Genomic DNA, 26,824 nt, shown 5'->3' with positions numbered 1-26,824 from the left:
TCTTTTTGCATGGGGCGGGCAGGTCAGGCCCTCACATCCAGTACACAAGGACGTAGAGGAACAGCCAGACCACGTCCACGAAGTGCCAGTACCAGGCGGCACCCTCGAAGCCGAAATGCCGCTCGGAGGTGAAGTGTCCCGCATGCAGGCGCATGGTGATGAAGAACAGCATCAGCATGCCCACGAAGACGTGGAAGCCGTGGAATCCTGTGAGCAGGAAGAAGGTCGAGCCGAACACGCCCGAGGACAGCTTGAGGTTCAGCTCGGTGTACAGGTGGTAGTACTCGTAGCCCTGCACGCACAGGAAGACGAAGCCCAGGACCACCGTCATCCACATGAAGGCGATGGTGCGGGCGCGGTGGCCAGCCTGCAGCGCATGGTGGGCGATGGTCAGCGTCACGCCCGAGGTCAGCAGCAGCGCCGTGTTGATGGTGGGCAGCCAGAACGGGCCCACGGTCTGGAAGGGCTCGACGCTGTTGGCCGGCGAGGCCGTGGCGCCGGCCGCCATGCTGGGCCAGACCGCCTTGAAGTCGGGCCACAGCAAGGCGTTGTCCAGGCTGCCCAGCGCGGGCACCGAATGCGAGCGCGCCCACCACAGGGCGGTGAAGAAGGCGCCGAAGAACATCACCTCGGAGAAGATGAACCAGCTCATGCTCCAGCGGAAGGACAGGTCGATCTTGCGCCCGTACTTGCCCGACTCGCTCTCATGCGCGGCTTCCCGGAACCAGAAAAAGAGCACGGCCAGCCACCAGACCAGGCCAAGGCCCAGGCTGTACATGCCCCATTCATGCCCATTGATCCAGTTGCCCGCGCCCAGGATCACGAAGAACAGCCCCGCCGCCGCCATGACGGGGTGGCTGGACTCGGCCGGCACGTAGTAGTAAGGCGTTTTGCCGTGGGTGGTTGCACTCATTGCTCAGCTCCTGAAATTCTTGGTTCTCGGTTTCCCGTCTATCACTCTCTGTCCCCGATGGCCGCGCCGCTCAGACCACGAGCTTGACCAGCGCGATCAATCCCAGCACCAGCACGAAGATGGCCGCCAGCCCCACCGCAATCACATGCAGCGGCGTGATGCGCTCCCCGTCCTGCTGGTACTCGCTTCCCCTGCGCACGCCGAAGAGCGACCAGGCCACGGCGCGCACCGTGCGCCACACGCTGGGCGGGCGGCGCGGCTCCCGTGGCTGCGGCTCATTCATGAGGCGGGCTCCTGCTTCGGCCCTGCCGCCACCGGCGCCTCGCCCGTGGGTGCGGCCGGCGTCCTGCCGCCCACCTCGAAGAAGGTATAGGACAGCGTGATCGTGGTCACATCCTTGGAGATGCGCGGATCGATCACGAAGGCCACCGGCCATTCGCGCTTTTCTCCGGGCTCCAGCGTGTACTGCGAAAAGCAAAAGCACTCCAGCTTGTTGAAATGCGCGGCCGCCTGGCGTGGCGCATAGCTCGGTATCGCCTGGGCCGCCATGCGGCGGTCCTGCACATTCTGGAACTCGTACATGACCGTGGCCAGCTCGCCCGGATGGACCTGGATGGAGCGCTGCGCCGGCTTGAAGTCCCAGGGCCCGCGCGCATTGGCGTCGAACTCCACGGTGATGGTGCGGCTCTTGTCCACCTGCGAGTTGGCGGGCAGCTTCACATCGCGCCCGGCCGTGCCGTTGCCCGGCACCTGGCGCTCGGACAGCGACAGGATGTTGATGCCCGTGAGCTCGCAGATGTGCTTGTAGATGGGAATCAGCACGTAGCCGAAGGCAAACATGCCCAGCGCCACCACGGCCAGCTTGCCCACCATCTTCGCGTTTTCACTGCGCACGCTCACGGACATCCCTCCTGTTGCCGGCCCTCAATGGAGCACGGTGATCTTGATCACGAAGCCGGCCAGAAAGACCAGCGCCACCGATACCAGGATCAGCGCCAGCCGCAGGTTGGCTTTTCGTTGCTGTGCGTCCATGTGCATCTCCCTTGGGGCTTGCATCAACCGATGATGCGGGTGGCGGTGGCATCGAGCTTGGGCGGCGTCTCGAAGGTATGGAACGGCGCCGGCGAAGGCACTTCCCACTCCAGGCCCTCGGCGGCCTCCCAGGGCTTTTGCGGAGCCTTCTCGCCCTTGCCGCGCATGGCGGGCACGACGACGAAGAGGAAGAAATACACCTGCATCAGGCCGAAGCCCAGCGCGCCCAGCGAGGCCACCATGTTGAAGTCGGCGAACTGCATGGGGTAGTCGGCATAGCGGCGCGGCATGCCGGCCAGGCCCAGGAAGTGCATGGGGAAGAAGGTGACGTTGAAGAAGATCAGCGAGCCCCAGAAGTGGATCTGGCCGCGCGTCTCCGAATACATCACGCCGGTCCACTTGGGGGCCCAGTAGTAGTAGGCCGCGAACATGGAGAACAGCGATCCGGCCACCAGCACGTAGTGGAAGTGGGCCACCACGTAGTAGGTGTCCTGCAGCTGGATGTCGATGGGCGCCATCGACAGGATCAGGCCCGTGAAGCCGCCCATGGTGAACACGAAGATGAAGCCCACCGAGAACAGCATGGGCGTCTCGAAGGTCATGGAGCCGCGCCACATGGTGGCCACCCAGTTGAAGATCTTCACGGCCGTGGGCACCGAGATCAGCATGGTGGCGTACATGAAGAACAGCTGGCCCGTGACGGGCATGCCGGTCGTGAACATGTGGTGCGCCCACACGATGAAGGACAGGATGGCGATGGACGAGGTCGCATACACCATGGAGGCATAGCCGAACAGCTTCTTGCGGCTGAAGGCCGGCACGATCTGGCTGATGATGCCGAAGGCCGGCAAGATCATGATGTAGACCTCGGGGTGGCCGAAGAACCAGAAGATGTGCTGGTACATCACCGGATCGCCGCCGCCTGCGGGGTTGAAGAAGCTGGTGCCGAAATGGCGGTCCGTCAGCGTCATGGTGATGGCGCCGGCCAGCACGGGCATGACGGCGATCAGCAGGTAGGCGGTGATCAGCCAGGTCCAGGCGAACATGGGCATCTTCATCAGCGTCATGCCGGGCGCGCGCATGTTCAGCACGGTGACGATGATGTTGATGGCGCCCATGATGGAGCTGGCGCCCATGATGTGCATGGCCAGGATGGAGGTGTCCATGGACGGGCCCATCTGCAGCGTCAGCGGCGCATACAGCGTCCAGCCCGCGGCGGGGGCACCGCCGGGCATGAAGAACGAGCCCACCAGCATCAGGCCGGCCGGGATCAGCAGCCAGAAGCTGAAGTTGTTCATGCGCGCGAAGGCCATGTCGGAGGCGCCGATCTGCAGCGGCAGCATCCAGTTCGCAAAGCCCACGAAGGCCGGCATGATGGCGCCGAACACCATGATCAGGCCGTGCATGGTGGTCAGCTGGTTGAACAGCTCGGGGTTGACGATCTGCAGCCCGGGCTGGAACAGCTCGGCGCGGATCAGCAGCGCCAGCACCCCGCCCACCATCAGCATGGTGAACGAGAACAGCAGGTACAGCGTGCCGATGTCCTTGTGGTTGGTGGCGAACATCCAGCGCCGCCAGCCCGTGGGCGTGGCGTGGTGGTGATGGTCGTCATGCCCGTGTCCATGCTCGTGCTCATGCGCATGTTCGTGGCCCTCGCCCGCAGGGCTGTGGATGGGGGGAAGTACGGCGCTCATGCTGTTATCTCCAATCGCTCATCTGTCTTGCGGGCTCACTGGCCGGGGAACTTGCCGGTGCGGGCGGCCACGAACTCGGCCGGCTGCACCAGCTGGCCGGTCTTGTTGGACCAGTGGTTCTTGGCAAAGGTGACCACGGCGGCCAGCTCGGTATCGCTCAGTTGTTTCCAGGCGGGCATGGCGCCGTTGGCACGGCCTTCCAGCACCACATGCATCATCTCGGCCGTGGGACCCAGGACGATGGGGCTGCCGTCCAACGGCTTGATGGGACCGGCGCCCTTGCCGTTGGCCTGGTGGCAGGCCGCGCAGTTGGCGGCATAGACCTTCTCGCCGCGTGCCATCAGGTCGGGCAGGCTCCAGACCTTGCTGGGGTCGTCCTTCTTGGCGGCGGCGATCTTCCTTTGCTCGTCCACCCAGGCCTTGTAGCCGTCGCTCGACAGCACCTTCACGTGGATGGGCATGTAGGCATGCTCCTTGCCGCACAGCTCGGCGCACTGGCCGTAGTAGTCGCCGGTCTTTTCGGCACGGAACCAGGTGTCGCGCACAAAGCCCGGGATCGCATCCTGCTTGATGCCGAAGGACGGCACCATGAAGGAGTGGATCACGTCATTGGCCGTGGTGATGATGCGCACCTTGCGGTCCACGGGCACGACCAGCGGGTTGTCCACCTTGAGCAGGTAGTCGTTGGGTGCCTTGGAGACATCGCCGCTGTCGGACAGCGCGCGGTGGCTGCTGTCCAGCGTGGAGATGAAGCTCAGGCCCTCGCCTTCGCCGTTGATGTAGTCGTAGCCCCATTTCCACTGGTAGCCCGTGGCCTTGATGGTGACATCGGCGTTGGTGGTGTCCTTCTGCGCCACCAGCACCTTGGTGGCCGGCAGCGCCATGAGCACGACGATGATGAACGGCACGATGGTCCAGACCACCTCGACCGTGGCCGATTCGTGGAAGTTCGCGGCCTTGGCACCGCGCGATTTGCGGTGCTTCCAGATCGAATAGAACATCACGGCGAACACGCCGATGAAGATCACCGTGCAGATGATCAGCATCATCCAGTGCAGGTAATGCTGCTCATGCGCGATGCGCGTGACCGCCGGATGAAGGTTGAGCTGATTGACGGCCGGGCCGCCTGGCAGATCTGTCGTCGCATGCGCAAGGGAGCCTCCCCCTGCCACACTCATCAAGCCCCAGAGAACCAGCTTGGTGGAAATGCTTTTCATAGTTTTCACTTACATCTAAGCCTCGGGTTATCCACTCGCTCCGCTGCGCCGGCGTGGGGGCCGCGCAGCCAGACCGTTCAACGCCTGCCCAAAGGGCAACTCCCGGCCTCAACTGTCCGAGCATGCATGAAAGCGCCGCAGATGTGCCTGCGCGCAATCACCAATAGCGTGCCAGCCGGCATCAACGGCAGCTCGGACGTGGGACCAGGATTCGGGCGTACAGCCATCCCCGCCTGCGCCTGCAGGCGCATGAATTCGGAGGACAGCAGCAAGGTGGACGGAAGAATGCGCGCACGCCGGCCATTCAGGGCATGTGTGCCATGGGGGCCGGGAGCGGATTGGAAAAGGGGGCGCATGCGGCCCGGCATGCGGCACAGAAGGGGGGACAGCAGGGACAGAAAGACCAGTGCCCGCTCCCAGAGGAACAGGCACTGCTGCAGCCGGTGATGATCAAACTCGTGGGCGGGCCGCTCCTGGATGGGTCGGCCCGTTCTCGTTCCCGTGGCAAAACGAAACACCAAATCGTCTCCCCTTTCGGCCTGCGGACCGCTGGTCTTTTCCCGGCCCGGGAAAGCGAGCCCAGGGAAAAGCTGTTGTCTCTGTCAGCTCGGGAAAAGTGTAGACGTTTTTGTTTTCGATCAATGACCGGAAAGCGACATTGGGGCTATCGCAAACCCGTGTTGCGCGGCTGGCGCAGCATGCTGCGCATGTCCTCCAGCGATACGGCGCTGCTGGACTCCAGGCGCACGCGCGGCTGCGGCTTGTAGGCGTGGCCGTAGACGATCTCGAAGGTCAGCGCCAGCTGCCCGTCGGGGCCGGCCAGGCGCTCGCGCAGGGCATCGTGCAGGCGCTGCTGCCAGCGGCGGCCGCGCAGCGCGGCAAAGCGCTGTGGATGGAAGTTGCGGCCCAGCTCGCGCAGCTCCTGCAGCAGCCGCTCGGGCGTGGCAAAGGTCAGCGTGATGTGCTCCATGTCCATCACCGGCTCGCTGAAGCCTGCGTGCACCAGCATGTCGCCCCAGTCATGCATGTCGGTGAAGGCCTGGCCGGCGGGCGGCCAGCCCAGCTGGGCGTAGATGGCGTGCAGCTCGCGCAGCGTATCGGGCCCCAGGCAGGAGAACATCACATAGCCGTCCACGGACAGCGCCTGGTGCCAGCGCGTGATCAGCGCCTGCGGGTCGGCCTGCTGGTGCAGGGCCATGTTGGCCCACAGCATGTCCACGCCGGCAGGCTCGGGCTCGCCGAAGCGCGTGGCGCCCCCGGTCCAGCGCGCGGGCTGCCACCAGCGCGCGCCCAGCTGCTCGCGGGCTGCGGCCTCGTGCAGCGGCGAGGCTTCATAGACCAGGCATTCGGACTGCGCATAGCGCTGGCGCAGCAGCGCATGGGCCTGCAGGCCGCCGCGCACGGGCTGCCAGTGGCACCAGCGCTGGGGCGGCTTGACGATCCAGTCCAGCCGCTCCTGCATGCGGCGCGCCACCTCCTCATGCAGCCACGGCGAGGCCGCAGGCGCGGCCTGCTGCCAGCGCAATGCGGCGGCCGGATCGATGGTGGGGGGCAATTCGTGGGACATGGCTGGGCGGGGAATCCGGGCTCCTCGAAAGACAGGCGCCCGGCCCCGGAGCAAAGGGGTGGCGGACGCGGCGCGAGTATATTGACTCCATGCCCAACCTGCCTGCGTCATGGCTTTCGCACTGGCATGCCGGCCTGCCCAGCCAGTGCGCCGTCTGCCGCCGCTGGCCGGCGCAGCGCCTGTGCCAGGACTGCCGCTTGCGCTGGGCCAGGCCGCTGCCGCGCTGCGGGCTTTGTGCCATGCCGCTGCCAGCGGGGCACGGCGCCAGCGGCGGCCAGCAGGTCTGCGGCGCCTGCCTGGTCAAGCCCCCGCCACTGACGCACTGCCTTGCCGCGCTGGACTACGCCTATCCCTGGCACACGGTGATCGGCGACTTCAAATTCCGGGGAGACACCGGCCTGGCACGCAGCCTGGCCGCCCTGCTGCTGGAGCAGCACGGGGCCCGCGAGCAGCTGGAGCAATGCGATCTGCTACTGCCCATGCCCCTGTCTGCCCAGCGCCTGCGCGAACGCGGCTTTCACCAGGCCCTGGTGCTGGCCCGTGCGCTGTCCGGCCCATCCACCCGCGGCAAGCTGCGGCACCAGGCCGTGCAGCGCGCCCACACGGCACAGGCCCAGCATGACCTGCCGCGCGCCCTGCGCCTGCGCCAGCTGCGCGGGGTCTTTGCGGTGCCGCCGGCGCAACTGCCCCATGTGCGCGGCCGCAGGGTCCTGCTGATCGACGATGTGATGACCACGGGTGCCAGCCTGCATGCGCTGGCCACCTGCCTGCGGCGTGCAGGCGCGGCCGAGGTCAGCGCCCTGGTGCTGGCGCGCACGCCCTGATCGTGGGGGCTCGGGGCCCGGGGGCATAGGCCGCCGCGAGACAATACGGGCCATGTTCCATATCGTTCTCGTCGCGCCGGAGATCCCGCCCAATACCGGCAATGTGATCCGTCTGGCCGCCAACACCGGCTGCAGCCTGCACCTGATCGAGCCGCTGGGCTTTTCCATGGAAGACCGCCTGATGCGCCGCGCCGGCCTCGACTACCACGAGTACGCGCCCGTGCGCCGCCATGCCGACTGGCAGGCCTTCCTGCAGGACTGCCAGCCGGACCGCCAGCGCATGTTCGCCATGACCACGCACAGCAGCAGCCCCGCCCACGCCATCGGTTTTCAGCCTGGCGACTGGCTGGTGTTCGGCTCCGAAAGCAAGGGCCTGCCCGCCGAGGTGCGCGAGCAGTTCCCGCCGCAGCAGCGCCTGCGCCTGCCCATGCTGCCGCAGCAGCGCAGCCTGAACCTGTCCAATGCCGTGGCCGTGACCGTGTTCGAAGCCTGGCGCCAGCATCAATTCGCGGGCGCTGCCCTGGCCGAGGGAGCAGCCGGCGCGGCCTGAGCGATCGGCCGGACCGGGCGAAAAGTTCCCGGCCGATTGTTTCAACAGCTGAAAAAGCGCATTGCCAATCCAAGGGTTTTTCCCGATTCCAAGCCGTCCTACATTTGAGTCATGGGCTCTACGTTACCAAGCGATTTCCGCAAAGAACGCCCTGTCCCAGAAACAAAACAAAGGACTTGAATCATGAAGAACACCCGCCGTTTTGCCGTCCTGGCCGCCCTCTCCATCTCCGCCATCGCCGCCCAGGCTGCCGGCTTCGACTACGCCGACAACAGCAGCTACCCGCCCGAAGTGAAGACCCAAAGCACGCTGACACGTGCCCAGGTCACGGCCGACCTCAAGGCCGCCCAGGCCAACGGCACCATGCCCTCCGTCGCAGAAGGCTACCTGCCCATCCAGAACACTGCCACCGCCACCGTGAGCCGCGATGAAGTGCGCCGCGAAGCCGCCGCCGCCGAGCGTTCGGGCCAGCTGAACTTCGGCGCCTGAGCCTCAGCCCCCCGCAACCGCTGCCACCACGCAGCCAGCCCGCAGGTGCCCCCTGCGGGCTTTTTTCATCGCCGGGCCGCCCCAAGATGAAAAGCGCCCCTTGGGGGGGCGGCGGACCTTGCGTAGCAAGGGCAGCGTGGGGGTCAGTTTTGATTCAGGCCTTGGCGCCGTAGTTGCGGGCCACGGACTCGGCCACGCAGGCGGGCTTGTCGGCGCCTTCGCGCTCCACGGTCACCAGCCAGGTCATCTGCAGGCCACCGGGCTCGATGGGCTCGGCGGCCTGCAGCGTCAGGCGCGCACGCAGGCGGCTGCCCACGGGCACGGGAGAGGTGAAGCGCACGCGGTTGAGGCCGTAGTTCACGCCCATTTGCGCGCCTTCGATGTGAAAGCAGTTCTGGAAAAACTGGGGGATCAGCGACAGCGTCAGAAAGCCGTGCGCAATCGGCGCACCGAAGGGGCCCTTGGACGCGCGCTCGGGGTCCACATGGATCCATTGCTGGTCACCCGTGGCATCGGCGAACAGCTGCACCTGCTGCTGGGTGATGGTGATCCAGTCGCTGACGGCGACTTCCTGCCCCACGCAGGCACGCACTTCGGAATAGGAATGGAAGGTTTTCATGCCCCAAATGGTAGGGGCCGGTGCCGCGCGCTCCATGTCGGGCGCGCGACAGCTAGGGTCTGTTGACGTTAATTTGTGGATCGCGTTGCGCGGTTGCGGGGTTGTATGCAAGGCGCTCATGCGCAGCAAGGCCCATGCCTTGCGAGTGTGAGCAACGCGGCAGACGGCCCCGCAACCGCGCAACCCGAAGGGAAGCAGCCTGCCAGCGCGCCACTCGGCGTTGCACTCCTTGTGCGTGTAGGCACACGCACGGCGTCGCGCGCCTTGATTGGCACGCTGGCAGGCTGCTTCGCGTCCGCAAATTAACGTCAACAGACCCTTGGGTTAGTCCAGGGTGGATGTCACCTGGACGCGCGCTGAACAAAGAACAGGCCTGTGCCCACGGCCATCAGCAGCGCGCCGAAGACCCGGTTCTGGCTGCGCACCGCACGCGCGCTGCGCATGAAGCCGCGCAGCGCGCTGGCGCTGGCCGCATAGCCGTGCATGACCATGGTGTCCACGGCCAGCATGGTGGCGGCCAGGATCAGCAACTGCAGCCACAGCGGGCGGCTGGTGGTCATGAACTGGGGCAGCACGGCCACCATGAAGATGATGCCCTTGGGATTGGTGGCGTTGGTCAGGAAGCCCGTGAGCACGCGGCGGCGCACACTGAGCTCGGGCATGGATTCCTGCGTGGCCAGGGGTGCGGCACCCGAGCGCCATTGGCTGATTCCGAGGTAGATCAGATAGCAGGCGCCGACGATCTTGACGGCGTTGAACGCCCATTCGGAGGCCAGCAGCAGCGAGCCCACGCCCGCACCGGCGATCAGCAAGATGGTCAGCAGCCCCAGCTGCAGCCCGAAGATGGTGGCGCTGCTCTTGCGCACGCCATACGACAGGCCATGGCTCATGGACAGCACGGCGCCCGAGCCCGGGGAGACCGCAATGATCCAGCAGGCCACAAAGTAGGCGATCCAAGTATGCCAATCCATGCCAAACACCTTAAAAATACGGAGCAGGCCGGCATCTTAAAACCGTGCAGCCGATGTGGCGCACTGCCGCAGCAAAGCCGGATGGGGCGATGAAGCATTCGGTGGCATTTTTCATCGCCGGGCCGCCCCAAGATGAAAACGGCCCCCTCAGGGGGCGCCCGGCCAGGGGCAGCGGACCTTGCGCAGCAAGGGGAGCGTGGGGGGAATTTTCAACCCTGTCAGGAAGCTGACCCGGCTGTGAGAGTGACACAATCAATTACCCCAGGGTAAACACCAACTCCAACATCCCGAGCTCCCATGGAACACAGCGCCCCCATCTGGCTGACCTACGGCTTTCTCTATCTCACCGCCGCCGTGCTGGCCGTGCCCATTGCGCGTGCCCTGGGCCTGGGCGCCATCATTGGCTACCTGGGTGCCGGCATTGCCATGGGCCCCTGGGGACTGTCGCTTGTCAGCAATGTGGATGACATTCTTCATTTCGCCGAGTTCGGCGTGGTGCTGATGCTCTTCGTGATCGGGCTGGAGCTGCAGCCCAGCCGCCTGTGGGAGTTGCGCCGGCCCATCCTGGGATGGGGGCTGGCGCAGATGCTGGCCTGCACGGGCGTGCTGTTCCTGGCGGCCTGGGCCTTCGGCTTTTCCTGGCGCGTGAGCCTGATCGCGGGCATGGGCCTGGCCCTGTCGTCCACGGCCATCTGCCTGCAGGTCATGGCCGAGCGCAACCTCATGCGCACGCCCAGCGGCCAGGCCAGCTTCTCCATCTTGCTGTTCCAGGACGTGGCCGCCATTCCCATCCTGGCGCTGATCCCCATCCTGGGCGCGGTCAAGGCCGCCAATGCCACGCACACCGACAGCCACCTGTGGCTGCAGGTGCTCAAGACCGTGGGCACCATCGCCGCCGTGGTGGTGGGCGGCCGCCTGCTGCTGCGCCCCCTGCTGCGCTGGATCGCGCGCAGCCGCACGCCCGAGATCTTCACGGCCACCTCGCTGCTGCTGGTGGTGGGCATTGCCATGCTGATGGTGCAGGTGGGCCTGTCCATGGCGCTGGGCGCCTTCCTGGCCGGCGTGCTGCTGGCCGACAGCGAGTACCGCAGCGAGCTGGAGACCAACATCGAGCCCTTCAAGGGCCTGCTGCTGGGCCTGTTCTTCATGGCCGTGGGCATGAGCATCGACTTCGGCGTGCTGCTGCGCGCGCCCTGGGCCATGGCGGCCATGGTGCTGGGCTTTCTGGCGCTCAAGGGCGCCGTGCTCTACACCCTGGCCCGCGTGCTGAAGCTGCCCTGGCGCGAGCGCCCGGTGTTCGCCCTGCTGCTGGCCCAGGGCGGGGAGTTCGCCTTCGTGGTGTTCCAGACGGCGGCGCAGTACAAGGTGTTCCACCACAGCATCTCGTCCATGCTGGTGGCCGCCGTGGCCCTGTCCATGCTGATCGGCCCGCTGGTGCTGGTGCTGATGGACAAGCTGCTGCTCAAGCGCTTTGCCGACATGAAGGATTGCCAGGTCGACGGCGCGGGCCAGACTGCCAGGCCCCATGAAATATCGGAGCCGCAGGACGCGCAAATCATCATTGCGGGCTTTGGCCGCTACGGCCAGATCGTGGCACGCGTGCTGCTGACACAGGGCGTGCCGGCCACCATCCTCGACCACAGCGTGGAGATGCTGGAAGTGGCCCACACCTTCGGCTACCGCGTGTTCTTCGGCGATGCCACGCGCATGGACCTGCTGCGCATTGCCGGCGCGGACAAGGCGCGGGTGCTGGTCATCGCGGTGGACTCTTCCGAGCAATCGCTGAAGATCGCCGCCCGCGTGCGCAAGCGCTTTCCGCACCTGGAGATCGTGGCCCGCGCGCGTGACATGGCCCACTGGTACCAGTTGCGCGACCTGGGCGTGCACCATGTCGAGCGCGAAGTCTTCGAGTCCAGCCTGGTGTCGGCGCGCACCGTGCTGGAACTTGCGGGCCACAGCCCTGCCGAGGCCCAGCGCACCACCACGCGCTTTCGGGAGCACAACCTGGAGCTGATCGAGCGCATGTACCCCCACCACAAGGACCAGGCCCAGCTCATTGCCGTGGCCAAGCAGGGCCGCCAGCAGCTGGTCGAGCAGATGGCCAAGGAGCGGCAGGAGGCCCAGGCGCAGCAGGAGAAGGACCAGGCGCCGCAGGAAGCCCCGCCGCCGCCCGGCCCCTGAAAACCGGGCCTCAGGCCGCGCCCAGCGCCCGCACCATGTGGTCCACGAACTGCGCCAGCTTGGGCAGCTGGCGGCGGTCCGGCAGATAGACCAGGTGCACCGGGCGCGGCAGCGGCACGCAGTCCTGCAGCACGGGCACCAGCCGACCCGCGGCCATGTCGGCGGCCAGCAGCACCTCTGGCTGCAGGATCAGGCCCAGGCCGCGCAGCGCCGCATGGCGCAGCCCGTCGCCGCTGTTGCAGCGCAGGCGGGCGTCTTCGGGCCACTGCACCGAACCCGAGCCGTCGCCGCGCAGAATCCATTCCGAGCGTCGCTGCCAGACCGCGTAGCTCAGGCAGTCATGGCGCGCCAGATCGTCCACGCCACGCGGATGCCCGCGCCGCCGCAGGTACGAGGGCGCCGCCGCAATCACCATGCGATAGGGCTGCAGCGGCCGCGCCACCAGGCCTTCGCCGCCCACGGGGCCGATGCGCACGGCCACGTCGATGTTCTCGCCCACCAGGTCGGCCATGCTGTCGCTCAGTTGCAGGTCCACGCGCACCAGCGGATTGGCCAGCTGGTAGTCGGCCACCAGCGGCGCGATCACATGGTTGCCCAGCGTGGTCGGCGCGCTGATGCGCAGCAGGCCCTGGGGTGCGCTGCGGCTGCGCTCCACGGCAGACTCGGCCCAGCGCAACTGCTCGAAGACCTGGCGGCTGTCCTCGTAGAAGCTGCGCCCTACCTCGGTCAGGCTGTGGCGACGCGTGGTGCGCTGCAGCAGGCGCGCGCCCAGGTGGGCTTCCAGTTGCTGCACATGCTTGCCCACCATCACGGCCGAGATGTCCAGGCGCCGCGCGGCCTGGGCAAAGCTGCCGTCCTCGACCACGGCCATGAAGACCTCCATATTGCGCAGCTTGTCCATGGATTGCTAACCAATGCTTAGTAGTACAAAAAGATTTCGCTACTTTATGGCATAGGCAATTTGCAAAACACTGCAGGCCTGTTCACTCCTTCCGAAAGAAAACCACATGAAGATCCTGCTCATCGGCGCCACCGGCACCATCGGCCGCGCTGTCCACGCCCTGCTGGCCCCGCGCCATGAGATCGTCACCGTGGGCCGCAACAGCGGCGACCTGCGCGCCGACTTCACGCAGCCCGAAACGCTGCAGAAAATGTTCGAAGCCGCCGGCCAGGTGGACGCCATCGTCAGCACGGCCGGCAAACTGCACTTCGGCCCGCTGTCCGAGATGACGGCCGAGCAGTTCAACTCCGGCCTGCAGGACAAGCTGCTGGGCCAGGTGCGGCTCGCCCTGCTGGGCCAGCGCTGGCTGCGCGACGGCGGCTCCATCACGCTGACCAGCGGCGTTGCCGCCACCGAGCCCATCCGCCACGGCGCCAATGCATCGACGGTGAATGCCGCCCTCCACGGCTTCGTCACCGGCGCCGCGGTCGAATTGCAGCGCGGCCTGCGCATCAATGCCGTGAGCCCCACCCTGCTGACCGAATCGGCCCAGGCCTATGGCTCGGTCTTCCCCGGCTTCGAGACCGTGCCCGCCGCGCGCGTGGCCCTGGCCTACCAGCGCAGCGTGGAAGGCGCCCAGACCGGCAGGGTCTTCGAAGTGCTCTGATCCCTGTCTTGCGGCGGGCCCTCGGCAAAGTCCTTGCGTGCCCGCCCAAAAAGGCTGCGTGCTACGCTGCGCGCCACCATGTTCAACCCCACCCAAGCCGATGTGCGGCGCTTTTTCTGCGGCGTGCGCACCAAGATGCTGAACGGCGCGCCGATGGAGGCCATAGAGACGCTGGCCAGCCTCTGGATTGCCGAGCATCCCGAGTATTTCGATGACCTCGCCGACGTGGACGCCGCCCTGCTGCGCGACTACGACGCCACGCCCGGCGTGACCAATCCGTTTTTGCACCTGTCCATGCACCTGTCCATCAGCGAGCAGTGCAGCATCGACCAGCCGCGCGGCATACGCCAGGCGGTGGAATTGCTCAGCCGCCGCCTGGACTCGCTGCACGACGCCCACCACGCCACCATGGAATGCCTGGGGCAGATGCTCTGGGAAAGCCAGCGCTCGGGCCGCCCGCCGGACGGCGAGGCCTACATTGCCGCCGTGCAGCGCCGCGCCACCAGCGACGGCGCCAAGGCCACGGGCGGCGCATAGTCCCGGCCGTTCAGCGCCTCAAGACAAAGCCCGGAACAAAGCCCGAAAAAAGCCCGCAATTGCGGGCTTTTGCCTTGGAGGAAAGGCGCGACCTACTGCGATTTCTGGCCCAGGCGGAAATGGGGCTGGGGCAGGGTCTGCAGCTCGCCATCCAGACTGCCGATGTAGTTGGCCAGCGCCTTGAGTTCGCTGTTGGTGAACTGCTTGGCAATGCCGGCCATCACGCCATTGCTGCGGCCGATGTGGGGGTTGCCTTCGGTCTTGTAGGACTTGAGGGCAGAGTACAGATAGTCCGCATACTGGCCTGCCACCTTCGGGTAGCTGGGGTCGATGGGCTTGGAAAAACCCTGGCCGTGGCAGGAGACGCAGGCCCCTTTTTGCAGCAGCGCGGCAACCTGGGTGCTGGGCTCGCGGACCTTGGCGTCGGCGGCCTTGGCCACGCCATGCTCGGCGTAGTAGGCGGCCACGTCGGCCATGTCCTGCTCGGTCAGCGGATCGGCGATGCCGCGCATGGTGGGGTGCTTGCGCTCGCCCTTCTGGTAGGCCTGCAGCGCGGCCACGATGTAGGGTGCGCCCTGTCCTGAAATCTTGGGGACCTTGTACACCTCGGGGAAGCTGGCCTGGTAGCCCTGGATGCCATGGCAGCCAATGCACATGGCGATCTTCCCCTCCCCTGCCTTTGCGTCACCTTTGCTTTGCTGGGCCTGTGCCACAGGGGTCACAGATGCGACAGTCAGCGCCAATACCGTGGTCAAAGTTTTTATCATTTTGCGCGCACAATCCTTCAAGAGTTCTGACGGATGCCTACTGCTGAGCGGGTAGCGCGAACGATTATGGCAGTCACCGTCAAGCGTCCCCATCAATACTTACGCTGATACCGCCCATGAAATTTCAAGGTTCCGAGAACTACGTCGCCACCCAGGATTTGATGCTCGCGGTGAATGCCGCAGCCACCTTGCAGCGCCCGCTGCTGGTCAAGGGAGAGCCCGGCACGGGCAAGACCATGCTGGCCGAGGAAGTGGCCGCAGCGCTGGACATGCCGCTGCTGCAGTGGCACATCAAGTCCACCACCAAGGCCCAGCAGGGGCTGTACGAATACGACGCCGTCAGCCGCCTGCGCGACTCGCAACTGTCCGACATCGACGGCGGCGAGCGCGTCAAGGACATCCACAACTACATCATCAAGGGCGTGCTGTGGCAGGCCTTCACGGCAGACCGGCCCGTGGCCCTGCTGATCGACGAGATCGACAAGGCCGATATCGAATTCCCGAACGACCTGCTGCGCGAGATCGACCGCATGGAGTTCTACTGCTACGAGACGCGCGAGATGATCCGCGCCAAGCACCGGCCGCTGGTGTTCATCACCTCCAACAACGAAAAGGAGCTGCCCGACGCCTTCCTGCGCCGCTGCTTCTTCCACTACATCAAGTTCCCCGACGCCGACACCATGCGCCAGATCGTGGCCGTGCACTTCCCCAAGCTGCAGGGCGAGCTGCTGACCGCCGCGATGAAGGTGTTCTACGACGTGCGCAATCTGCCCGGCCTCAAGAAGAAGCCCTCCACCAGCGAGCTGATCGACTGGCTCAAGCTGCTGGTGGCCGAGGACATTCCCGTGGAATCGCTGCAGACCGCCGAGGGCAAGGTCGCCGTGCCGCCGCTGGTGGGCGCCCTGCTCAAGAACGAGCAGGATGTGAGCCTGTTCGAGAAGCTGGTCTTCATGAACCAGCGCAACCGCTGAGGCCTGCGCCCATGCCCCATCCAGAACACACCAACGACACGGGCGTGCCGGCCCTCACCGGCCAGGTGACGACCATTCCCGTGGCCGGCGCGGTGGCGCACCAGGGCTTTGTGCGACCCGTGGTCATGCGCTTCAACGGCGTGCGGCTGGAGCCCCTGGCCCTCGCCCATGAAGCCGGGCTGCGCGAGGCCGTGCAGGACGGCCAGCTGTGGCGCATCCGCGTGACCTCGGCGCCCGAGCCCGGTGATGTGCGTGCCTATATCGAAGCCGCGCTGGAGCAGCGCAGCCAGGGCAAGCGCTTCGCCTTTGCCGTGCTGGACGACGACAGCGGCAAGGTGCTGGGCACCAGCAGCTACCACGACATCCTGCCCGAGGTGCGCCGCGTGGAGATCGGCTACACCTGGTACGCGCGCAGCGTGCAGCGCACCCATGTCAACACCTCGGCCAAGCTCATGCTCATGGGCCATGCGTTCGACACGCTGTCCTGCCATGTGGTGGGCTGGCGCACGGACTGCTTCAACTTCGCCAGCCAGCGCGCCATCGAGCGCCTGGGAGCGAAGAAGGACGGCGTGATCCGCGGCCACGCGCTGCGCCGCGACGGCACCATCCGCGACACCGTGATGTACAGCCTGCGCAGCGGCGAATGGCCCGAGTCGCGCGCCCAGCTGCTGGACCAGCTGCAGCGCCATTCGGACGGCAGCACCGCCGTGGCGCGCACATGAGGGCGCGTACGCCGGGCCCCTGGGAGATGCCATGCTGATCGACTTCTTCTACACCATGCGCGCGGCCAAGCTGCCCGTCTCGGTCAAGGAGTTCCTGACCCTGCTGGAGGCACTGCAGGCCGGCGTGGTCGGCCCCAAGAGCGACGACGCCTGGAGCCTGGACGACTTCTACCACCTGGGCCGCACCGTGCTGGTCAAGGACGAGAAGCACTACGACAAGTACGACCGCGCCTTTGCCGCCTACTTCAAGGGCGTGGAGATGGTGGCCGACCTCACGCGCGAAATTCCCCAGGACTGGCTGAAGAAGCTGCTGGAGCGCGAGCTCTCGCCCGAGGAAAAGGCCGCCATCGAGGCCATGGGCTGGGACGAGCTGATGGAGACGCTCAAGAAGCGGCTCGAAGAGCAAAAGGAGCGGCACGAAGGCGGCAACAAATGGATAGGCACGGGCGGCACCAGCCCCTTCGGCCACGGCGGCTACAACCCGGCCGGCGTGCGCATCGGCGGGCCGGGCCGCAACAAGAGCGCCGTCAAGGTCTGGGAGCAGCGCGCCTACCGCGACTACGACGACACGCAGGAGCTGGGCACGCGCAACATCAAGGTCGCGCTGCGCCGGCTGCGCAAGTTCGCCCGCGAAGGCGGCGAGCTGGAGCTGGACCTGCCCGACACCATCCGCAGCACGGCCGCCAACGCGGGCTACCTGGACATCAAGATGATCCCGGAGCGCCACAACAACGTGAAGGTGCTGCTGCTCATGGACGTGGGCGGCACCATGGACGAGCATGTGCAGCGCGTGGAAGAGTTGTTCTCCGCCGTCAAGAGCGAGTTCAAGCACCTGGAGTTCTACTACTTCCACAACTGCGTCTACGACTTCATGTGGAAGAACAACCGCCGCCGCTTCGCCGAGAAGTTTCCGACCTGGGACATCATCCGCAAGTACAACAAGGACTACAAGCTGATCTTCGTGGGCGACGCCACCATGAGCCCCTACGAGATCCTGCAGCCCGGCGGCAGCGTGGAGTACATGAACGAGGAGCCCGGCGCCGAATGGCTGCAGCGCCTGACGCATGCCTTCCCGCGCTTTGCCTGGATCAACCCCGAGCCGCCTGGCGTCTGGCAGTACCGCCAGAGCATCAGCATCATCCAGCAGCTCACGGGCAACCGCATGTACCCTTTGACACTCAAAGGTCTGGAAGACGCCATGCGCCTGCTGTCAAAATAGGCCGATGCCCAAGCTCCCCCCCGCAACAGCGCCGGCCCGAGGGCCGGCGTTTTTGTTTCTGTTGAGTGCAGCCCTGATGCTCGGTGGCTGCAGCCTCCTGCCGTCCAAGAATGATGACAAGGACACGGACCCGTCGCTGATTGCAGCGACCGGCGACCCGGCCTTCTCGCTCGTCGTCGATGCGCCCAAGGAAGTGCGCGAACTGCTGGAAAAGCACCTCGAACTGCGCCGCTACCGCTACCAGAGCGATCTGCAGCGGCGCGAGCTCACGCGGCTGCTGGGCGCCACCGACGCCAACGTGCGCGACCTGATCGGCACGCTGGGCTACTTCAGCCCCACGGTCACGGTGGAGATCAAGGAAACGCCCGAATCCGAAGAGGCCCCGCTGGAGGTCACCGTCAAGGTGGACCCGGGCGAGCCCGCCACCATTGCGCGCAGCCAGGTGCGCTTTGCGGGCGTCAACGCCGACGATCCCGATGGCGCCTCCCAGCGCGCCACCATCGAAGAGGACTGGCCGCTGCAGCCCGGCCAGCGCTTCAGCCAGTCCAGCTGGAGCCAGGCCAAGAGCCAGGGCCTGCGCACGCTGCAGTCGCGCCGCTACCCGCTGGCGCGCATCGACTCCAGCCTGGCCGACATCGACGCCGACACGCATGAGGCCGATGTCAGCGTGGCCTATGCGCCCGGCCCGGCCTACACCTTCGGCCCGCTGCGCATCGAAGGCGCCCAGCGCTACGACCCCGTGGGCACGGCCCGCATCGCACGCCTGCCCGAGGGCGAGGAATACGACCAGACCGCCCTGGTCGACGCCCAACTGCGCCTGGCCAGCAGCGGCTACTACGACTCCGTCTTCCTCACGCTGGCCAACGTACCCCAGCAGGGAGAAAGCGCCGCCGAGGATGAGGAGGCCCTCAAGCGCAAGGGCGCCCAGGTCACCACGCCCGTCATCGCCCAGGTGCGCGAGGCCCAGATGCAGAAATGGGTCTTCGGCGTGGGCATGAGCACCGACACCGGCCCGCGCCTGAGCGTGGACCACATCCACAACCGCCTGCCCTGGCTGGGCTGGCGCGCCGTCACGCGCATGCGTTTCGACCGCAAGAACCCGCTGATCTCCACGCAGTGGACCGCCCTGCCCGATGAAACCCTGTGGCGCTGGTTCACCACGGCCAAGGCCGAGCGCGCGCCCTCGGGCGACTTCGATGTCAACAGCCTGCAGCTGCGCGCCGGCCGTACCAAATCCGAAGACCACATCGACCGCAACTACTACCTGCAGTACGACTACGCCAAGACCCAGGGCGAGGGCGCGCCGCCCTCCAGCTCATCGGTCACGGCCAACTACGGCTGGACGGGCCGCTACTTCGACAGCACGCTGGCGCCCTCCTCGGGCTTCGGCTTCGCCTGGGAAGTCGGCGCGGGCACCACGCTCACGCCCCAGCGCACGCCGTTCGGCCGCGTCTCGGGCCGCTGGCTCAGCCTGATTCCCATCGGCGAGGTCGATCCCGAGACCAAGCGCCGCAGCCGCCTGGCGCTGCGCGCCTCCGGCGGCGCCCTGCTGGCCCGCAAGGATGCCGACCTGCCCGTCACCCAACTGTTCATCACCGGCGGCGACAACACCGTGCGCGGCTACGGCTACCAAAGCATCGGTGCGCGCACCGACAGCGGCAAGGTCATCGGCGGGCGCTACATGGCCGTGGGCAGCATCGAATGGCAACGGCCCATCGTCATCAAGGGCAACACGCAGGACTGGGAGCATGCCGTCTTCCTGGACGCCGGCACCGTGGGCGATGCGCCCGACTCCATGTACATGCGCGTGGGCGTGGGCACCGGCCTGCGCTGGCGCAGCCCCGTGGGACCCGTGCAGGCCGACATCGCCTGGGGCGCCCAGGAAAAACAGCTGCGCCTGCACCTGCGCCTGGGCTTCAACTTCTGACCATGGTGGATTCCCGTTTGAATACCCCTGCCTCCTCCGCCGCGCCAGATCAAAGCCCCCAGGCGTCCCCTCCCCCGCCTGCGCCCGCGCCCCGGCGCCGCCGCCGCTGGCTGCGCGCCCTGCTCTGGTTCTTCCTGGTCCTGGTCCTGCTGCTGGCCGCCCTGCTGAGTTCCGCATGGTGGTGGGCCGGCCGTGCCGATTCGCTGGCCTACACCCTGCAGCGCGTGGCCGGCTGGCTGCCCGCAGGCCAGAGCCTGCAGGCCAAGGAAGTCACCGGCACCGTGCGCCAGGGCGGGCGCATCGGCTGGCTGCAATGGCAAAGCCCCACCATGAAGGTGGAGCTGCGCGACGCCACCATCGGCTGGCAATTGCGCCCCCTGCTGTCGCGCACCGTGCGCCTGGGCGAAGTGCGCATCGCCGAGCTGAGCATTGCCAGCACCCCCGACCCCGAGGACAAGAAACCCGTCGAGCCACTGCAGCAGCTCGTGCTGCCCGTGAAGATCGACGTGCCCTTCCATGTGGAGCGCATCGTCTGGCAAGGCCCGCCCCAGGCCGAGGTGCTGGGCCTGCAAGGCCACTACGTCTATGACGGCAGCGAGCACCAGCTGGACGTGCGCGACCTGCAATGGGCCGATGGCAACTACCAGGCCAGGCTGCGCCTGCAGGCCCGTGCACCCATGGCCATCCAGGCCCAGCTGCAGGGCGACCTGCAGGCGCCGGCCCTGGCTTCGGACGACGAGGCCTCCACGGCCAAGGCCCCCAAACCGGCACCGCTGGCCGTGCAGGCCAAGGCACAGATCGACGGCACCCTGGCCACCGCCGCTGCGCAACTGGGCATCAAGCTCCAGGTTGATGCCAAGCCCGGGATGGTGTCCGAGGAAACGCCTGCCCCTGCCGCCGTACAGAAATCCGCCAAGGCCGATGGCAAGAATGGCAAGGCCAGGGAGCGCAAGGAAGCCGCCCCCGTGTCCGAACCCATGCATGCGGACATCGAGGCCAGCATCCGGCCCTGGCAGCCCCAGCCGCTGCAGACCGCGCGCGCCCAGCTCAGCCAGATCGACATCGCCGCCTTCTGGCCCCAGGGACCGCGCACCCGCATCAGCGGCGAATTGCAGGCAGGGCCGGATGGCAAGGCAGCTGATACAGCCCGGGCACCAGCCACGGAACAGGCATCGGACCAGGCACCAGGCTCGGCCATCGCCACCACCGCCTGGCAGCTGACGACACGCCTGAACAACGCCATGCCCGGTCCCTGGGACCGCCAGCGCCTGCCGCTGGACCAGATCGAGGCCGCGGTGCGCTATGACGGCCAGCAGTGGCTGCTGGAGCAGGCGCAGATCGCCATAGGCTCGGGCAGCATCGACGCCCAGGGCCGCTTCGAGCCCGCCACCAAGGTCTTCGAAGGCCAGGCCAAGGTCCAGCGCCTGGACCCCGCCGCGCTCTACAGCATCCTGGAAGCCGCACCGCTGCAGGGCGAGCTGCGCGCCAGCACCACGGCCGAGCAGCAGGTGGACTTCAGCGTGGACATCCAGGCCGCAGCCGCGCCCGCAGGCGGCAAGCGCCAGCCCCTGCGCATAGAGAAACTCGCCACCAAGGGCCGCTGGGCCCAGCCCGTGCTGTCGCTGGAGAACCTGCAGCTTGATGCGCTGCAGGCCTCGGTGCGCAGCCGCAGCCTGCAGTTCGACACCGAACAGCAAAAACTGCAGACCGTGCTTAAGGCCGAGCTGCCCGGCGCCGAGCTCTCGCTGGACGGCCACATCAGCCCCGCCGCAGGCCAGGGCAGCAGCCAGCTCAAGCTGTCGTCACTCACCGCCCTCACACAGTGGCTGCGCAAGCTGCCCGGCATGAAGGACCCGCTGGCCGGCGCCCTGGTCGAAGGCCAGGCCCAGCTGGACGCCAGCTGGCGCGGCGGATGGGGCGCACTGCAAAAGCGCATGAAGGCCGCCGTGGGCGACCCGCTTCCCGCCAGCGGCCTGCAACTGCAGGCCGACCTGCAGGCCGCCAAGCTGCGCTACCTGCCCGCCAACACGCCGCCCGAGCAGGCGCTGGAGCTGCCCGAACTGCGCCTGGCACTCAAGGGCTCGCCCGAGCAGGCCAGCCTGACCCTCACCGGCCAGGCGAAGCGCGGCACGCAGACCGCGCAGATCGACACGGCCCTGCAGGCCGGCCTTGCCACGGCGCGCGGTGCCGCGCCCCTGGACTGGCAGGCCAGCATCGACAGACTGCAGGCCCGGTTGAATCCAGGCCAGGACCTGCCCGGCCCGTGGCAGGTGCAACTGGCGGGCAAGCAGCCCGTGCAGATCGCCCAGCGCACCACGGGCCGTACCGTGCTGTCCACCACGTTCACGGCGTCGGCCGGCAGCCTGCAGGTCACGCCGCCCACGCTGGCCCAGCGCCGCGCCAATGCCGAGGCGCCGCAGCCCGTGCTGCTGGCCTGGGACGACACCCGCGCCACCCAGGGCGGCGACGGCCGCTGGGCCCTGCGCAGCACCGGCCGCGCCCAGGCCCTGCCGCTGGCCTGGGTTGATGCCCTGTCCATGGCCGAGGAGCCTCCGCTGGCCGCCATGGGCCTGAGCGGCGATCTGAGCTTCAACGCCCGCTGGGACCTGGACACCACCGGCCCCGCGCTCAAGGCCGAACTGCTGGTCGAGCGTGCCGCCGGCGACCTGCGCCTGGCCGTGGAAGACGGCTCGGGCACCACCGTCATCCACACCACGGGGCCGCGCTCCAGCAAGCCTGGTGAAGTGCGCACGCATACCGTGCGCGGCGCCGGCATGCGCGCCCACATCAAGCAGGCCCGCCTGAGCGTGCGCGCCCAGGGCGACGACGTGCAGGCCAAGCTCGACTGGGACAGCGAACGCGCCGGCACCCTGACTGCGCAGCTGGGCACGCGCCTGGCCCAGCAAAACGGCACCTGGACCTGGCCCGAGAAGGCCCCGCTGTCCGGCCAGATCGACGCCCGCATGCCCGACATCGGCATCTGGGCGCTGTTCGCCCCGCCCGGCTGGCGCGTCACCGGATCGCTGCAGGCCAAGGCCGAGATCAGCGGCGACCGCCAGAACCCGCAGTGGCAGGGCAATCTCTCGGCCGACGGCCTGAGCATCCTGTCCGCGCTGGACGGCATCGACCTGCAAAACGGCGTGCTGCGCGCCCGCCTGCAAGGCAACCGGCTGGACCTGACCGAACTGCGCATGCAGGGCGGGCGCGGCAGCAATGCGCGCATCCTGGGCTACAGCGGCAACCTCACCACGGCCCCGCGCGAAGGCGGCGAACTCACGGGCTCGGGCTTCGTGCGCTGGGACCCGCCCAACGCCGATGGCAGCAACTCCGGCCTGAGCATGGACCTGCGCGCCCAGGCCACCAGGCTGCAGGTGCTGGTGCGCGCGGACCGCCAGGTCAGCATCTCCGGCGGCCTGCAGGCCAAGCTGGAGCAAGGCCAGTTCACGCTGCGCGGCGACCTCACCACCGACCGCGCCACCATCATCCTGCCCGAGGAATCCGCCCCCTCGCTGGACTCCGACGTGGTCGTGCACTCGGCCGCCTCGCGCAAGGCCGAGCAGGAAGCGGCGCGCAAGCAGCAGCAGGCCGACCGCAAGGCCCAGGCCCGCGCGGAAACCATCAAGCTGCCCGACATCCTCGTCAAGCTCGACCTGGGCCGCGACTTCGCGCTGCAGGGCTACGGCATCACCACCCGCCTGGAAGGCGCGCTGGAAGTGCAAGGCCCCACCGTGGCGGGCGGCCCGCCGCGCATCACGGGCGAGATCCGCACCGTGCAGGGCCGCTACCGCGCCTGGGGCCAGTCGCTGGACGTGGAGACCGGCCTCATCCGCTTCAACGGCCCCTACGCCAACCCCTCGCTGGACATCCTGGCGCTGCGCCCCAACATCGCCGTGCGCGCAGGCGTGCAGGTGCAGGGCACGGCCAATGCCCCGCGCGTGCGCCTGTACTCCGACCCCGAAATGCCCGATGCCGAAAAGCTCTCCTGGGTGGTCATGGGCCGCGACCCCGCCACGGGCGGCGCCGAAAGCGCCCTGCTCCAGCAGGCCGCGCTGTCCCTGCTCAGCGGCGGGCGCAACAACAGCGGCAAGATCGCCAGCAACCTGGGCCTGGACGAGATCGGCTTCAAGGGACCGGGCGGCGAAGGCTCCACCGGCGCCGCCCTCACCCTGGGCAAGCGCCTGTCCAGCGACCTCTATGTCACCTACGAGCAAAGCCTCTCGGGCGCCATGGGCACGCTGTACATCTTCTACGACCTCTCGCGCCGCCTCACCCTGCGCGGCCAGACCGGGGAAACCAGCGCGCTGGACCTGATCTACACCGTGCGCAAGGACTGACGCCCCAGCGCCCCGCATGCCGCCCTCCCGGCGGTGCGCGGGACGGGTCCGGCGTGGGTTTACAATCGCCGTTTGCTCCTCTCCGTAGTTCAATGGATAGAACGGGCGCCTCCTAAGCGCCAGATACAGGTTCGATTCCTGTCGGAGGGACCACCACTTTACCAATGATGACAACCACTTACAGCGCATTAAGTGGGTGTCTGGGACATAAGTGGGACATGAGCAGCAGCTGGCAGGGTCGGATTTCACGTCCAACCCTTGCCCAACTTGCCCAGATTTCAGGTCTGACCAAGCCGGGTTTTGACCTATCCACCTACCCGCCGAACTGGGAATGCAGGCTCACCAGCCGCTGCGCCAGCGTCTCGGCGTCGTGGCGCATGACGTAGAGCGACGTGGTGCCAATGGAGATATGGCCGTACCAGATATGGAAGCCGTCGAGGCCCTGCAGCGACGCTCCCGCACAGTCGCGAATAGCTTCGGAAATCGTTCCGGACTGGAACTCCTCAACTTCAGCCTGGCCATGCAGAACACGCGCCGTGTAGAGGCCGGGTTCTTCCTTGTCTATGTGCAGTGTGAGGATCATGGCTTTCGGCCTGGCACCAGCTGGATCGAGCCCGTCCCATGCTCCCGCCGCGGCGAGATCCAGTAGACCCACAGACCCCGGCCCCATGCGCAGGCATAGATGATCGACACGGCGAAGATGCCCCACTGCTCAGCCTGCCAGCTGGCATAGAACCAGAAGGGCTGCCCCAGCATGCCGAACACCGGAGCCCACTTGCGCGAGCTCTCTCCCCTGGCCTGGGAGAGCCAGGCCGCCAGGGCGCCCAGCAGGGCAATTGCGATCTGATCGAAGCTCATGGCTGCATGGTACGTGAGAGCGGCTGCGTGCACGCCATCAGCGCGGCCAGCAGCCGCACCTCGTAGCCCTCGCGTCTATCGATCTCAGCCAGGGCGGCGCGAAGCAGCTCGAAGGGGTCTGCATCGTCGGCCAAGCCATCCGTAGGCATCGCGGGCCTGTCCGGGATCGGTTCGCGGCACTCCACGGGCACGGGAACCTTGACCTCTTGGATTTCGACACGCGGCACGGAGCCGCAGCCGGCCAGGGCCAGCGCAGCCAGCAGCAGGATGGCGCGCATCATGGCTTGGCCCTCCCCTTGAGCCAGTCGGCGCCCAGAGCCTGGAGCGCGGCGCAGCTGTCACCTTGCGCGGGCTGGCGGGACAGCGTGTAGTCGGCGCGGGCGTTGAGGGCGGCGGCCTGGCCAGCGGCAGCAGCACGGGCCGGCGCCGCCTCTGCAGCACGCTGCGCGGCCACGGCGCCCAGGGCCTCGGTGGCCTCGCTGCATGCCTGCGCGCCCTTGAGCGCGCCGTCACGCTGCTGTTGCATGCCCACCAGCTCGGCGCGGGCCGTGGCCGTGTCATCGCGCGCAGACAGCCAGGCCCAGCCCAGCAGCAGGTTTCCGGCTGCGAGCACGGCCACGATGGCTTGCGTGGGCGTGATCATGCTCCGACCCTCTGTAGGTTGCTCGCGACACGCCGCGCCCAGCCACGCCCGAACGTGTCCCAGGTCGAGAGGCGCGTCATGAAGTCCAGCCGGTGGCCGCTGTAGCGCGCCTGGATAGCCTCCGGGTCGGCGCGACGCACAGCCGCGAGGGTCAGCGGCCCCACGATTCCGTCATCGGCAACGCCGGCCGCGCGCTGCAGCCAGCGAATGGCCTGGCCAATCCCGGAGTTCACCGCGCCATCGAACACATCGAAGGCCACCCCGTGCGGCAGTTCATCGCATCGCGCGCGATCCCAGTAGTCGCGCCGGTATATGGCCTTGGCCTCGGCCAGCGTCAGCGCCTTGATGTCCACGCCTGGATAGGCGCGCTTGCTGATCCCGAACTTGGTCTCGCCGCCAGGATCCTTGGGATTGCTCACGTAGCCGCCCTCATGGCCGATCAGCCTCTCGAAGCAGTCATCGAAGTAGGTCATTGGTCGTCACTCCGTCGCATGGGGTGGCCAGCGCCATGCCAGCGCGCCACGTTGATCAACAAGCCCGCGAGCACGCAGGCCGAGAAAATGGTGTCGCCCACTGTGGTCCAGGTGCCCCAGAGGGCCGGCTGCATGCCCGAGGCCAGCGCGCCGGCCAGCAGCAGCGCGTACCTGGCGCGGGCCAGCTTGTGAACGCGGGCAACGTGGGAGTTGAGGCGGCAGATGCAGGCCCAGCCGATGGCCAGGCAAATGCCCAGGTTGAGCATCGCGAGCAGTTGGTGGGATTGCCATGTCATGGAGCACCTCCTTCGCCGCCGCCTGCCTTGCGCTCCAGCACGCGGGCGGCGCGCTCGAAGACCCAGCGGCCCAGGCGCGGCCAGTCGTCGCCCACGCCGCCCACCAGGAGCGCGATGGGTGCCAGCATCCAGTTGGTCTCATCGAAACCCAGCCAGCGGCCCGCCAGCGTAGCCAGGCCCACCGTCACGAGCAACGCGGTCACGTTGAGCCGCAGGAAGTACCCAGCAGCGCCCAGGCGCGCACTCGGGTCACGCCGGCCCAGCGCCCAGGCCGCGCCCACGGTGGACGCGATCAGGATCACGGCATACGGACCCACAAGGGCGGCCAGCGTCGGCCCGAACAACACCGAGGCCAGCGCGATGGCCACATTCGTCGGTTCCAGTTGATTCATCAGCTCCTCCTCCGGGCTGTT

The 26,824-nt window shown here is 67.3% G+C and carries 29 protein-coding genes and 1 tRNA gene; 12 read left to right on the top strand and 18 right to left on the bottom strand.

What is annotated here, in order from left to right:
- Window positions 1-31: 31 nt before the first annotated feature.
- The 7 genes from DACI_RS08445 to DACI_RS08415 all read right to left on the bottom strand — a co-directional run bounded on the left by DACI_RS08445 (window position 32) and on the right by DACI_RS08415 (window position 6,423).
- Window positions 32-913, bottom strand: coding sequence for a cytochrome c oxidase subunit 3 (locus DACI_RS08445; RefSeq protein ID WP_012203607.1), 882 nt, complete (start codon window positions 911-913; stop codon window positions 32-34).
- A 70-nt stretch (window positions 914-983) separates the two neighbouring features.
- Window positions 984-1,196: a DUF2970 domain-containing protein gene (locus tag DACI_RS08440; protein ID WP_012203606.1), complete on the bottom strand. Its 213-nt coding sequence runs from the start codon at window positions 1,194-1,196 to the stop codon at window positions 984-986.
- Entirely contained in the window at window positions 1,193-1,813 is a 621-nt protein-coding gene (locus DACI_RS08435) for a cytochrome c oxidase assembly protein (protein ID WP_013803985.1), read from the bottom strand. Before DACI_RS08435 ends, DACI_RS08440 begins: the two co-directional genes overlap by 4 nt.
- 24 nt (window positions 1,814-1,837) lie before the next feature.
- Window positions 1,838-1,945: a cytochrome oxidase small assembly protein gene (locus DACI_RS32470; protein WP_012203604.1), complete on the bottom strand. Its 108-nt coding sequence runs from the start codon at window positions 1,943-1,945 to the stop codon at window positions 1,838-1,840.
- Window positions 1,946-1,968: 23 nt separating this feature from the next.
- A complete protein-coding gene (gene ctaD, locus DACI_RS08430) occupies window positions 1,969-3,639 on the bottom strand; it encodes a cytochrome c oxidase subunit I (protein WP_012203603.1) in 1,671 nt (556 codons plus the stop codon).
- Window positions 3,640-3,674: 35 nt separating this feature from the next.
- Window positions 3,675-4,856, bottom strand: coding sequence for a cytochrome c oxidase subunit II (gene coxB, locus DACI_RS08425; protein ID WP_043780962.1), 1,182 nt, complete (start codon window positions 4,854-4,856; stop codon window positions 3,675-3,677).
- A 664-nt stretch (window positions 4,857-5,520) separates the two neighbouring features.
- On the bottom strand, window positions 5,521-6,423 hold the full coding sequence (locus DACI_RS08415; protein WP_012203600.1) for a class I SAM-dependent methyltransferase: 903 nt from the start codon (window positions 6,421-6,423) through the stop codon (window positions 5,521-5,523).
- Between the two features lie 89 nt (window positions 6,424-6,512).
- Between DACI_RS08415 and DACI_RS08410 the strand changes: the two genes are divergently transcribed.
- The 3 genes from DACI_RS08410 (at window position 6,513) to DACI_RS08400 (ending at window position 8,286) form a co-directional block, all read left to right on the top strand.
- The gene (locus DACI_RS08410) at window positions 6,513-7,247 is read left to right on the top strand and encodes a ComF family protein (RefSeq protein ID WP_012203599.1); all 735 of its coding nucleotides are present in this window, start codon (window positions 6,513-6,515) and stop codon (window positions 7,245-7,247) included.
- 52 nt (window positions 7,248-7,299) lie between these two features.
- Window positions 7,300-7,797 carry a tRNA (uridine(34)/cytosine(34)/5-carboxymethylaminomethyluridine(34)-2'-O)-methyltransferase TrmL gene (trmL, locus tag DACI_RS08405; RefSeq protein WP_012203598.1) on the top strand — a complete coding sequence of 166 codons (498 nt, stop codon included), beginning with the start codon at window positions 7,300-7,302 and terminating at the stop codon, window positions 7,795-7,797.
- 183 nt (window positions 7,798-7,980) lie between these two features.
- Window positions 7,981-8,286 carry a DUF4148 domain-containing protein gene (locus DACI_RS08400; protein WP_012203597.1) on the top strand — a complete coding sequence of 102 codons (306 nt, stop codon included), beginning with the start codon at window positions 7,981-7,983 and terminating at the stop codon, window positions 8,284-8,286.
- A 154-nt stretch (window positions 8,287-8,440) separates the two neighbouring features.
- Here the strand turns inward: DACI_RS08400 and DACI_RS08395 are convergent, their stop codons facing one another.
- On the bottom strand, window positions 8,441-8,905 hold the full coding sequence (locus tag DACI_RS08395) for a MaoC family dehydratase (protein ID WP_034390662.1): 465 nt from the start codon (window positions 8,903-8,905) through the stop codon (window positions 8,441-8,443).
- A 341-nt stretch (window positions 8,906-9,246) separates the two neighbouring features.
- Window positions 9,247-9,876, bottom strand: coding sequence for a LysE family transporter (locus DACI_RS08390; protein WP_012203595.1), 630 nt, complete (start codon window positions 9,874-9,876; stop codon window positions 9,247-9,249).
- A 297-nt stretch (window positions 9,877-10,173) separates the two neighbouring features.
- Between DACI_RS08390 and kefC the strand changes: the two genes are divergently transcribed.
- Entirely contained in the window at window positions 10,174-12,057 is a 1,884-nt protein-coding gene (gene kefC / locus DACI_RS08385) for a glutathione-regulated potassium-efflux system protein KefC (protein ID WP_012203594.1), read from the top strand.
- A gap of 10 nt (window positions 12,058-12,067) precedes the next feature.
- Here the strand turns inward: kefC and DACI_RS08380 are convergent, their stop codons facing one another.
- A complete protein-coding gene (locus DACI_RS08380; RefSeq protein WP_012203593.1) occupies window positions 12,068-12,958 on the bottom strand; it encodes a LysR family transcriptional regulator in 891 nt (296 codons plus the stop codon).
- A gap of 106 nt (window positions 12,959-13,064) precedes the next feature.
- On the opposite strand from DACI_RS08380, the gene DACI_RS08375 reads away from it, so the two are divergent.
- Both DACI_RS08375 and DACI_RS08370 read left to right on the top strand, forming a co-directional pair.
- A complete protein-coding gene (locus tag DACI_RS08375; protein ID WP_012203592.1) occupies window positions 13,065-13,664 on the top strand; it encodes a short chain dehydrogenase in 600 nt (199 codons plus the stop codon).
- Between the two features lie 78 nt (window positions 13,665-13,742).
- Entirely contained in the window at window positions 13,743-14,201 is a 459-nt protein-coding gene (locus DACI_RS08370; RefSeq protein WP_012203591.1) for a DUF1841 family protein, read from the top strand.
- 92 nt (window positions 14,202-14,293) lie between these two features.
- On the opposite strand, the gene DACI_RS08365 is transcribed toward DACI_RS08370, so the two are convergent.
- Entirely contained in the window at window positions 14,294-14,968 is a 675-nt protein-coding gene (locus DACI_RS08365) for a c-type cytochrome (protein WP_012203590.1), read from the bottom strand.
- A 116-nt stretch (window positions 14,969-15,084) separates the two neighbouring features.
- Here DACI_RS08365 and DACI_RS08360 point away from each other — a divergent pair, with 116 nt between their 5' ends.
- From DACI_RS08360 to DACI_RS08335, 6 genes are all read left to right on the top strand, one after another.
- Window positions 15,085-15,939, top strand: coding sequence for an AAA family ATPase (locus DACI_RS08360; RefSeq protein WP_012203589.1), 855 nt, complete (start codon window positions 15,085-15,087; stop codon window positions 15,937-15,939).
- Between the two features lie 11 nt (window positions 15,940-15,950).
- On the top strand, window positions 15,951-16,661 hold the full coding sequence (locus DACI_RS08355) for a GNAT family N-acetyltransferase (RefSeq protein WP_012203588.1): 711 nt from the start codon (window positions 15,951-15,953) through the stop codon (window positions 16,659-16,661).
- Window positions 16,662-16,692: 31 nt separating this feature from the next.
- Window positions 16,693-17,880, top strand: coding sequence for a vWA domain-containing protein (locus DACI_RS08350; RefSeq protein ID WP_012203587.1), 1,188 nt, complete (start codon window positions 16,693-16,695; stop codon window positions 17,878-17,880).
- A 4-nt stretch (window positions 17,881-17,884) separates the two neighbouring features.
- Complete coding sequence (locus DACI_RS08345) at window positions 17,885-19,807, top strand: autotransporter assembly complex protein TamA (RefSeq protein WP_012203586.1); 1,923 nt, start codon at window positions 17,885-17,887, stop codon at window positions 19,805-19,807.
- A gap of 2 nt (window positions 19,808-19,809) precedes the next feature.
- Window positions 19,810-24,141, top strand: coding sequence for a translocation/assembly module TamB domain-containing protein (locus DACI_RS08340; RefSeq protein ID WP_012203585.1), 4,332 nt, complete (start codon window positions 19,810-19,812; stop codon window positions 24,139-24,141).
- A 78-nt stretch (window positions 24,142-24,219) separates the two neighbouring features.
- A tRNA-Arg gene (locus DACI_RS08335) sits at window positions 24,220-24,294 on the top strand.
- Between the two features lie 160 nt (window positions 24,295-24,454).
- Here DACI_RS08335 and DACI_RS08330 read toward each other — a convergent pair.
- Genes DACI_RS08330 through DACI_RS08300 form a run of 7 tightly spaced genes read right to left on the bottom strand, consistent with a single transcriptional unit; the run spans window position 24,455 to window position 26,803 of the window.
- On the bottom strand, window positions 24,455-24,724 hold the full coding sequence (locus tag DACI_RS08330; RefSeq protein WP_012203584.1) for a hypothetical protein: 270 nt from the start codon (window positions 24,722-24,724) through the stop codon (window positions 24,455-24,457).
- The gene (locus tag DACI_RS08325) at window positions 24,721-24,999 is read right to left on the bottom strand and encodes a hypothetical protein (protein WP_012203583.1); all 279 of its coding nucleotides are present in this window, start codon (window positions 24,997-24,999) and stop codon (window positions 24,721-24,723) included. The genes DACI_RS08330 and DACI_RS08325 overlap by 4 nt, the downstream gene beginning before the upstream one ends.
- Entirely contained in the window at window positions 24,996-25,280 is a 285-nt protein-coding gene (locus tag DACI_RS08320; RefSeq protein WP_012203582.1) for a hypothetical protein, read from the bottom strand. The genes DACI_RS08325 and DACI_RS08320 overlap by 4 nt, the downstream gene beginning before the upstream one ends.
- Window positions 25,277-25,642: a hypothetical protein gene (locus tag DACI_RS08315; RefSeq protein ID WP_012203581.1), complete on the bottom strand. Its 366-nt coding sequence runs from the start codon at window positions 25,640-25,642 to the stop codon at window positions 25,277-25,279. The genes DACI_RS08320 and DACI_RS08315 overlap by 4 nt, the downstream gene beginning before the upstream one ends.
- Window positions 25,639-26,115 carry a glycoside hydrolase family 108 protein gene (locus DACI_RS08310; protein WP_012203580.1) on the bottom strand — a complete coding sequence of 159 codons (477 nt, stop codon included), beginning with the start codon at window positions 26,113-26,115 and terminating at the stop codon, window positions 25,639-25,641. The genes DACI_RS08315 and DACI_RS08310 overlap by 4 nt, the downstream gene beginning before the upstream one ends.
- A complete protein-coding gene (locus DACI_RS08305) occupies window positions 26,112-26,411 on the bottom strand; it encodes a hypothetical protein (RefSeq protein ID WP_043780949.1) in 300 nt (99 codons plus the stop codon). The genes DACI_RS08310 and DACI_RS08305 overlap by 4 nt, the downstream gene beginning before the upstream one ends.
- Window positions 26,408-26,803: a hypothetical protein gene (locus tag DACI_RS08300; RefSeq protein ID WP_012203578.1), complete on the bottom strand. Its 396-nt coding sequence runs from the start codon at window positions 26,801-26,803 to the stop codon at window positions 26,408-26,410. Before DACI_RS08300 ends, DACI_RS08305 begins: the two co-directional genes overlap by 4 nt.
- Between the last annotated feature and the right edge of the window lie 21 nt (window positions 26,804-26,824).

Origin of the sequence: Delftia acidovorans SPH-1, assembly GCF_000018665.1 — a bacterium.
GTDB classification, from domain to species: Bacteria; Pseudomonadota; Gammaproteobacteria; order Burkholderiales; family Burkholderiaceae_C; genus Comamonas; species Comamonas acidovorans.
Note: the sequence above shows the minus strand (reverse complement) of the source record. Positions and strands in the feature narration are given on the sequence as shown.

What these genes read in the sequence shown, in the direction of transcription:
- DACI_RS08345 (WP_012203586.1), top strand. Translation starts at nt 17,885, where the DNA reads ATGCCCAAGCTCCCCCCCGCAACAGCGCCGGCCCGAGGGCCGGCGTTT.
- kefC (WP_012203594.1), top strand. Translation starts at nt 10,174, where the DNA reads ATGGAACACAGCGCCCCCATCTGGCTGACCTACGGCTTTCTCTATCTC.
- coxB (WP_043780962.1), bottom strand. Translation starts at nt 4,856, where the DNA reads ATGAAAAGCATTTCCACCAAGCTGGTTCTCTGGGGCTTGATGAGTGTG.
- DACI_RS08355 (WP_012203588.1), top strand. Translation starts at nt 15,951, where the DNA reads ATGCCCCATCCAGAACACACCAACGACACGGGCGTGCCGGCCCTCACC.
- DACI_RS08410 (WP_012203599.1), top strand. Translation starts at nt 6,513, where the DNA reads ATGCCCAACCTGCCTGCGTCATGGCTTTCGCACTGGCATGCCGGCCTG.
- DACI_RS08445 (WP_012203607.1), bottom strand. Translation starts at nt 913, where the DNA reads ATGAGTGCAACCACCCACGGCAAAACGCCTTACTACTACGTGCCGGCC.
- DACI_RS08440 (WP_012203606.1), bottom strand. Translation starts at nt 1,196, where the DNA reads ATGAATGAGCCGCAGCCACGGGAGCCGCGCCGCCCGCCCAGCGTGTGG.
- DACI_RS08320 (WP_012203582.1), bottom strand. Translation starts at nt 25,280, where the DNA reads ATGATGCGCGCCATCCTGCTGCTGGCTGCGCTGGCCCTGGCCGGCTGC.
- DACI_RS08315 (WP_012203581.1), bottom strand. Translation starts at nt 25,642, where the DNA reads ATGATCACGCCCACGCAAGCCATCGTGGCCGTGCTCGCAGCCGGAAAC.
- DACI_RS08325 (WP_012203583.1), bottom strand. Translation starts at nt 24,999, where the DNA reads ATGAGCTTCGATCAGATCGCAATTGCCCTGCTGGGCGCCCTGGCGGCC.
- DACI_RS08395 (WP_034390662.1), bottom strand. Translation starts at nt 8,905, where the DNA reads ATGAAAACCTTCCATTCCTATTCCGAAGTGCGTGCCTGCGTGGGGCAG.
- DACI_RS08340 (WP_012203585.1), top strand. Translation starts at nt 19,810, where the DNA reads ATGGTGGATTCCCGTTTGAATACCCCTGCCTCCTCCGCCGCGCCAGAT.
- DACI_RS08400 (WP_012203597.1), top strand. Translation starts at nt 7,981, where the DNA reads ATGAAGAACACCCGCCGTTTTGCCGTCCTGGCCGCCCTCTCCATCTCC.
- DACI_RS08375 (WP_012203592.1), top strand. Translation starts at nt 13,065, where the DNA reads ATGAAGATCCTGCTCATCGGCGCCACCGGCACCATCGGCCGCGCTGTC.
- DACI_RS08380 (WP_012203593.1), bottom strand. Translation starts at nt 12,958, where the DNA reads ATGGACAAGCTGCGCAATATGGAGGTCTTCATGGCCGTGGTCGAGGAC.
- DACI_RS08305 (WP_043780949.1), bottom strand. Translation starts at nt 26,411, where the DNA reads ATGACATGGCAATCCCACCAACTGCTCGCGATGCTCAACCTGGGCATT.
- DACI_RS08370 (WP_012203591.1), top strand. Translation starts at nt 13,743, where the DNA reads ATGTTCAACCCCACCCAAGCCGATGTGCGGCGCTTTTTCTGCGGCGTG.
- DACI_RS08330 (WP_012203584.1), bottom strand. Translation starts at nt 24,724, where the DNA reads ATGATCCTCACACTGCACATAGACAAGGAAGAACCCGGCCTCTACACG.
- DACI_RS08365 (WP_012203590.1), bottom strand. Translation starts at nt 14,968, where the DNA reads ATGATAAAAACTTTGACCACGGTATTGGCGCTGACTGTCGCATCTGTG.
- DACI_RS08390 (WP_012203595.1), bottom strand. Translation starts at nt 9,876, where the DNA reads ATGGATTGGCATACTTGGATCGCCTACTTTGTGGCCTGCTGGATCATT.
- DACI_RS08360 (WP_012203589.1), top strand. Translation starts at nt 15,085, where the DNA reads ATGAAATTTCAAGGTTCCGAGAACTACGTCGCCACCCAGGATTTGATG.
- DACI_RS08300 (WP_012203578.1), bottom strand. Translation starts at nt 26,803, where the DNA reads ATGAATCAACTGGAACCGACGAATGTGGCCATCGCGCTGGCCTCGGTG.
- DACI_RS32470 (WP_012203604.1), bottom strand. Translation starts at nt 1,945, where the DNA reads ATGGACGCACAGCAACGAAAAGCCAACCTGCGGCTGGCGCTGATCCTG.
- DACI_RS08310 (WP_012203580.1), bottom strand. Translation starts at nt 26,115, where the DNA reads ATGACCTACTTCGATGACTGCTTCGAGAGGCTGATCGGCCATGAGGGC.
- trmL (WP_012203598.1), top strand. Translation starts at nt 7,300, where the DNA reads ATGTTCCATATCGTTCTCGTCGCGCCGGAGATCCCGCCCAATACCGGC.
- DACI_RS08350 (WP_012203587.1), top strand. Translation starts at nt 16,693, where the DNA reads ATGCTGATCGACTTCTTCTACACCATGCGCGCGGCCAAGCTGCCCGTC.
- ctaD (WP_012203603.1), bottom strand. Translation starts at nt 3,639, where the DNA reads ATGAGCGCCGTACTTCCCCCCATCCACAGCCCTGCGGGCGAGGGCCAC.
- DACI_RS08415 (WP_012203600.1), bottom strand. Translation starts at nt 6,423, where the DNA reads ATGTCCCACGAATTGCCCCCCACCATCGATCCGGCCGCCGCATTGCGC.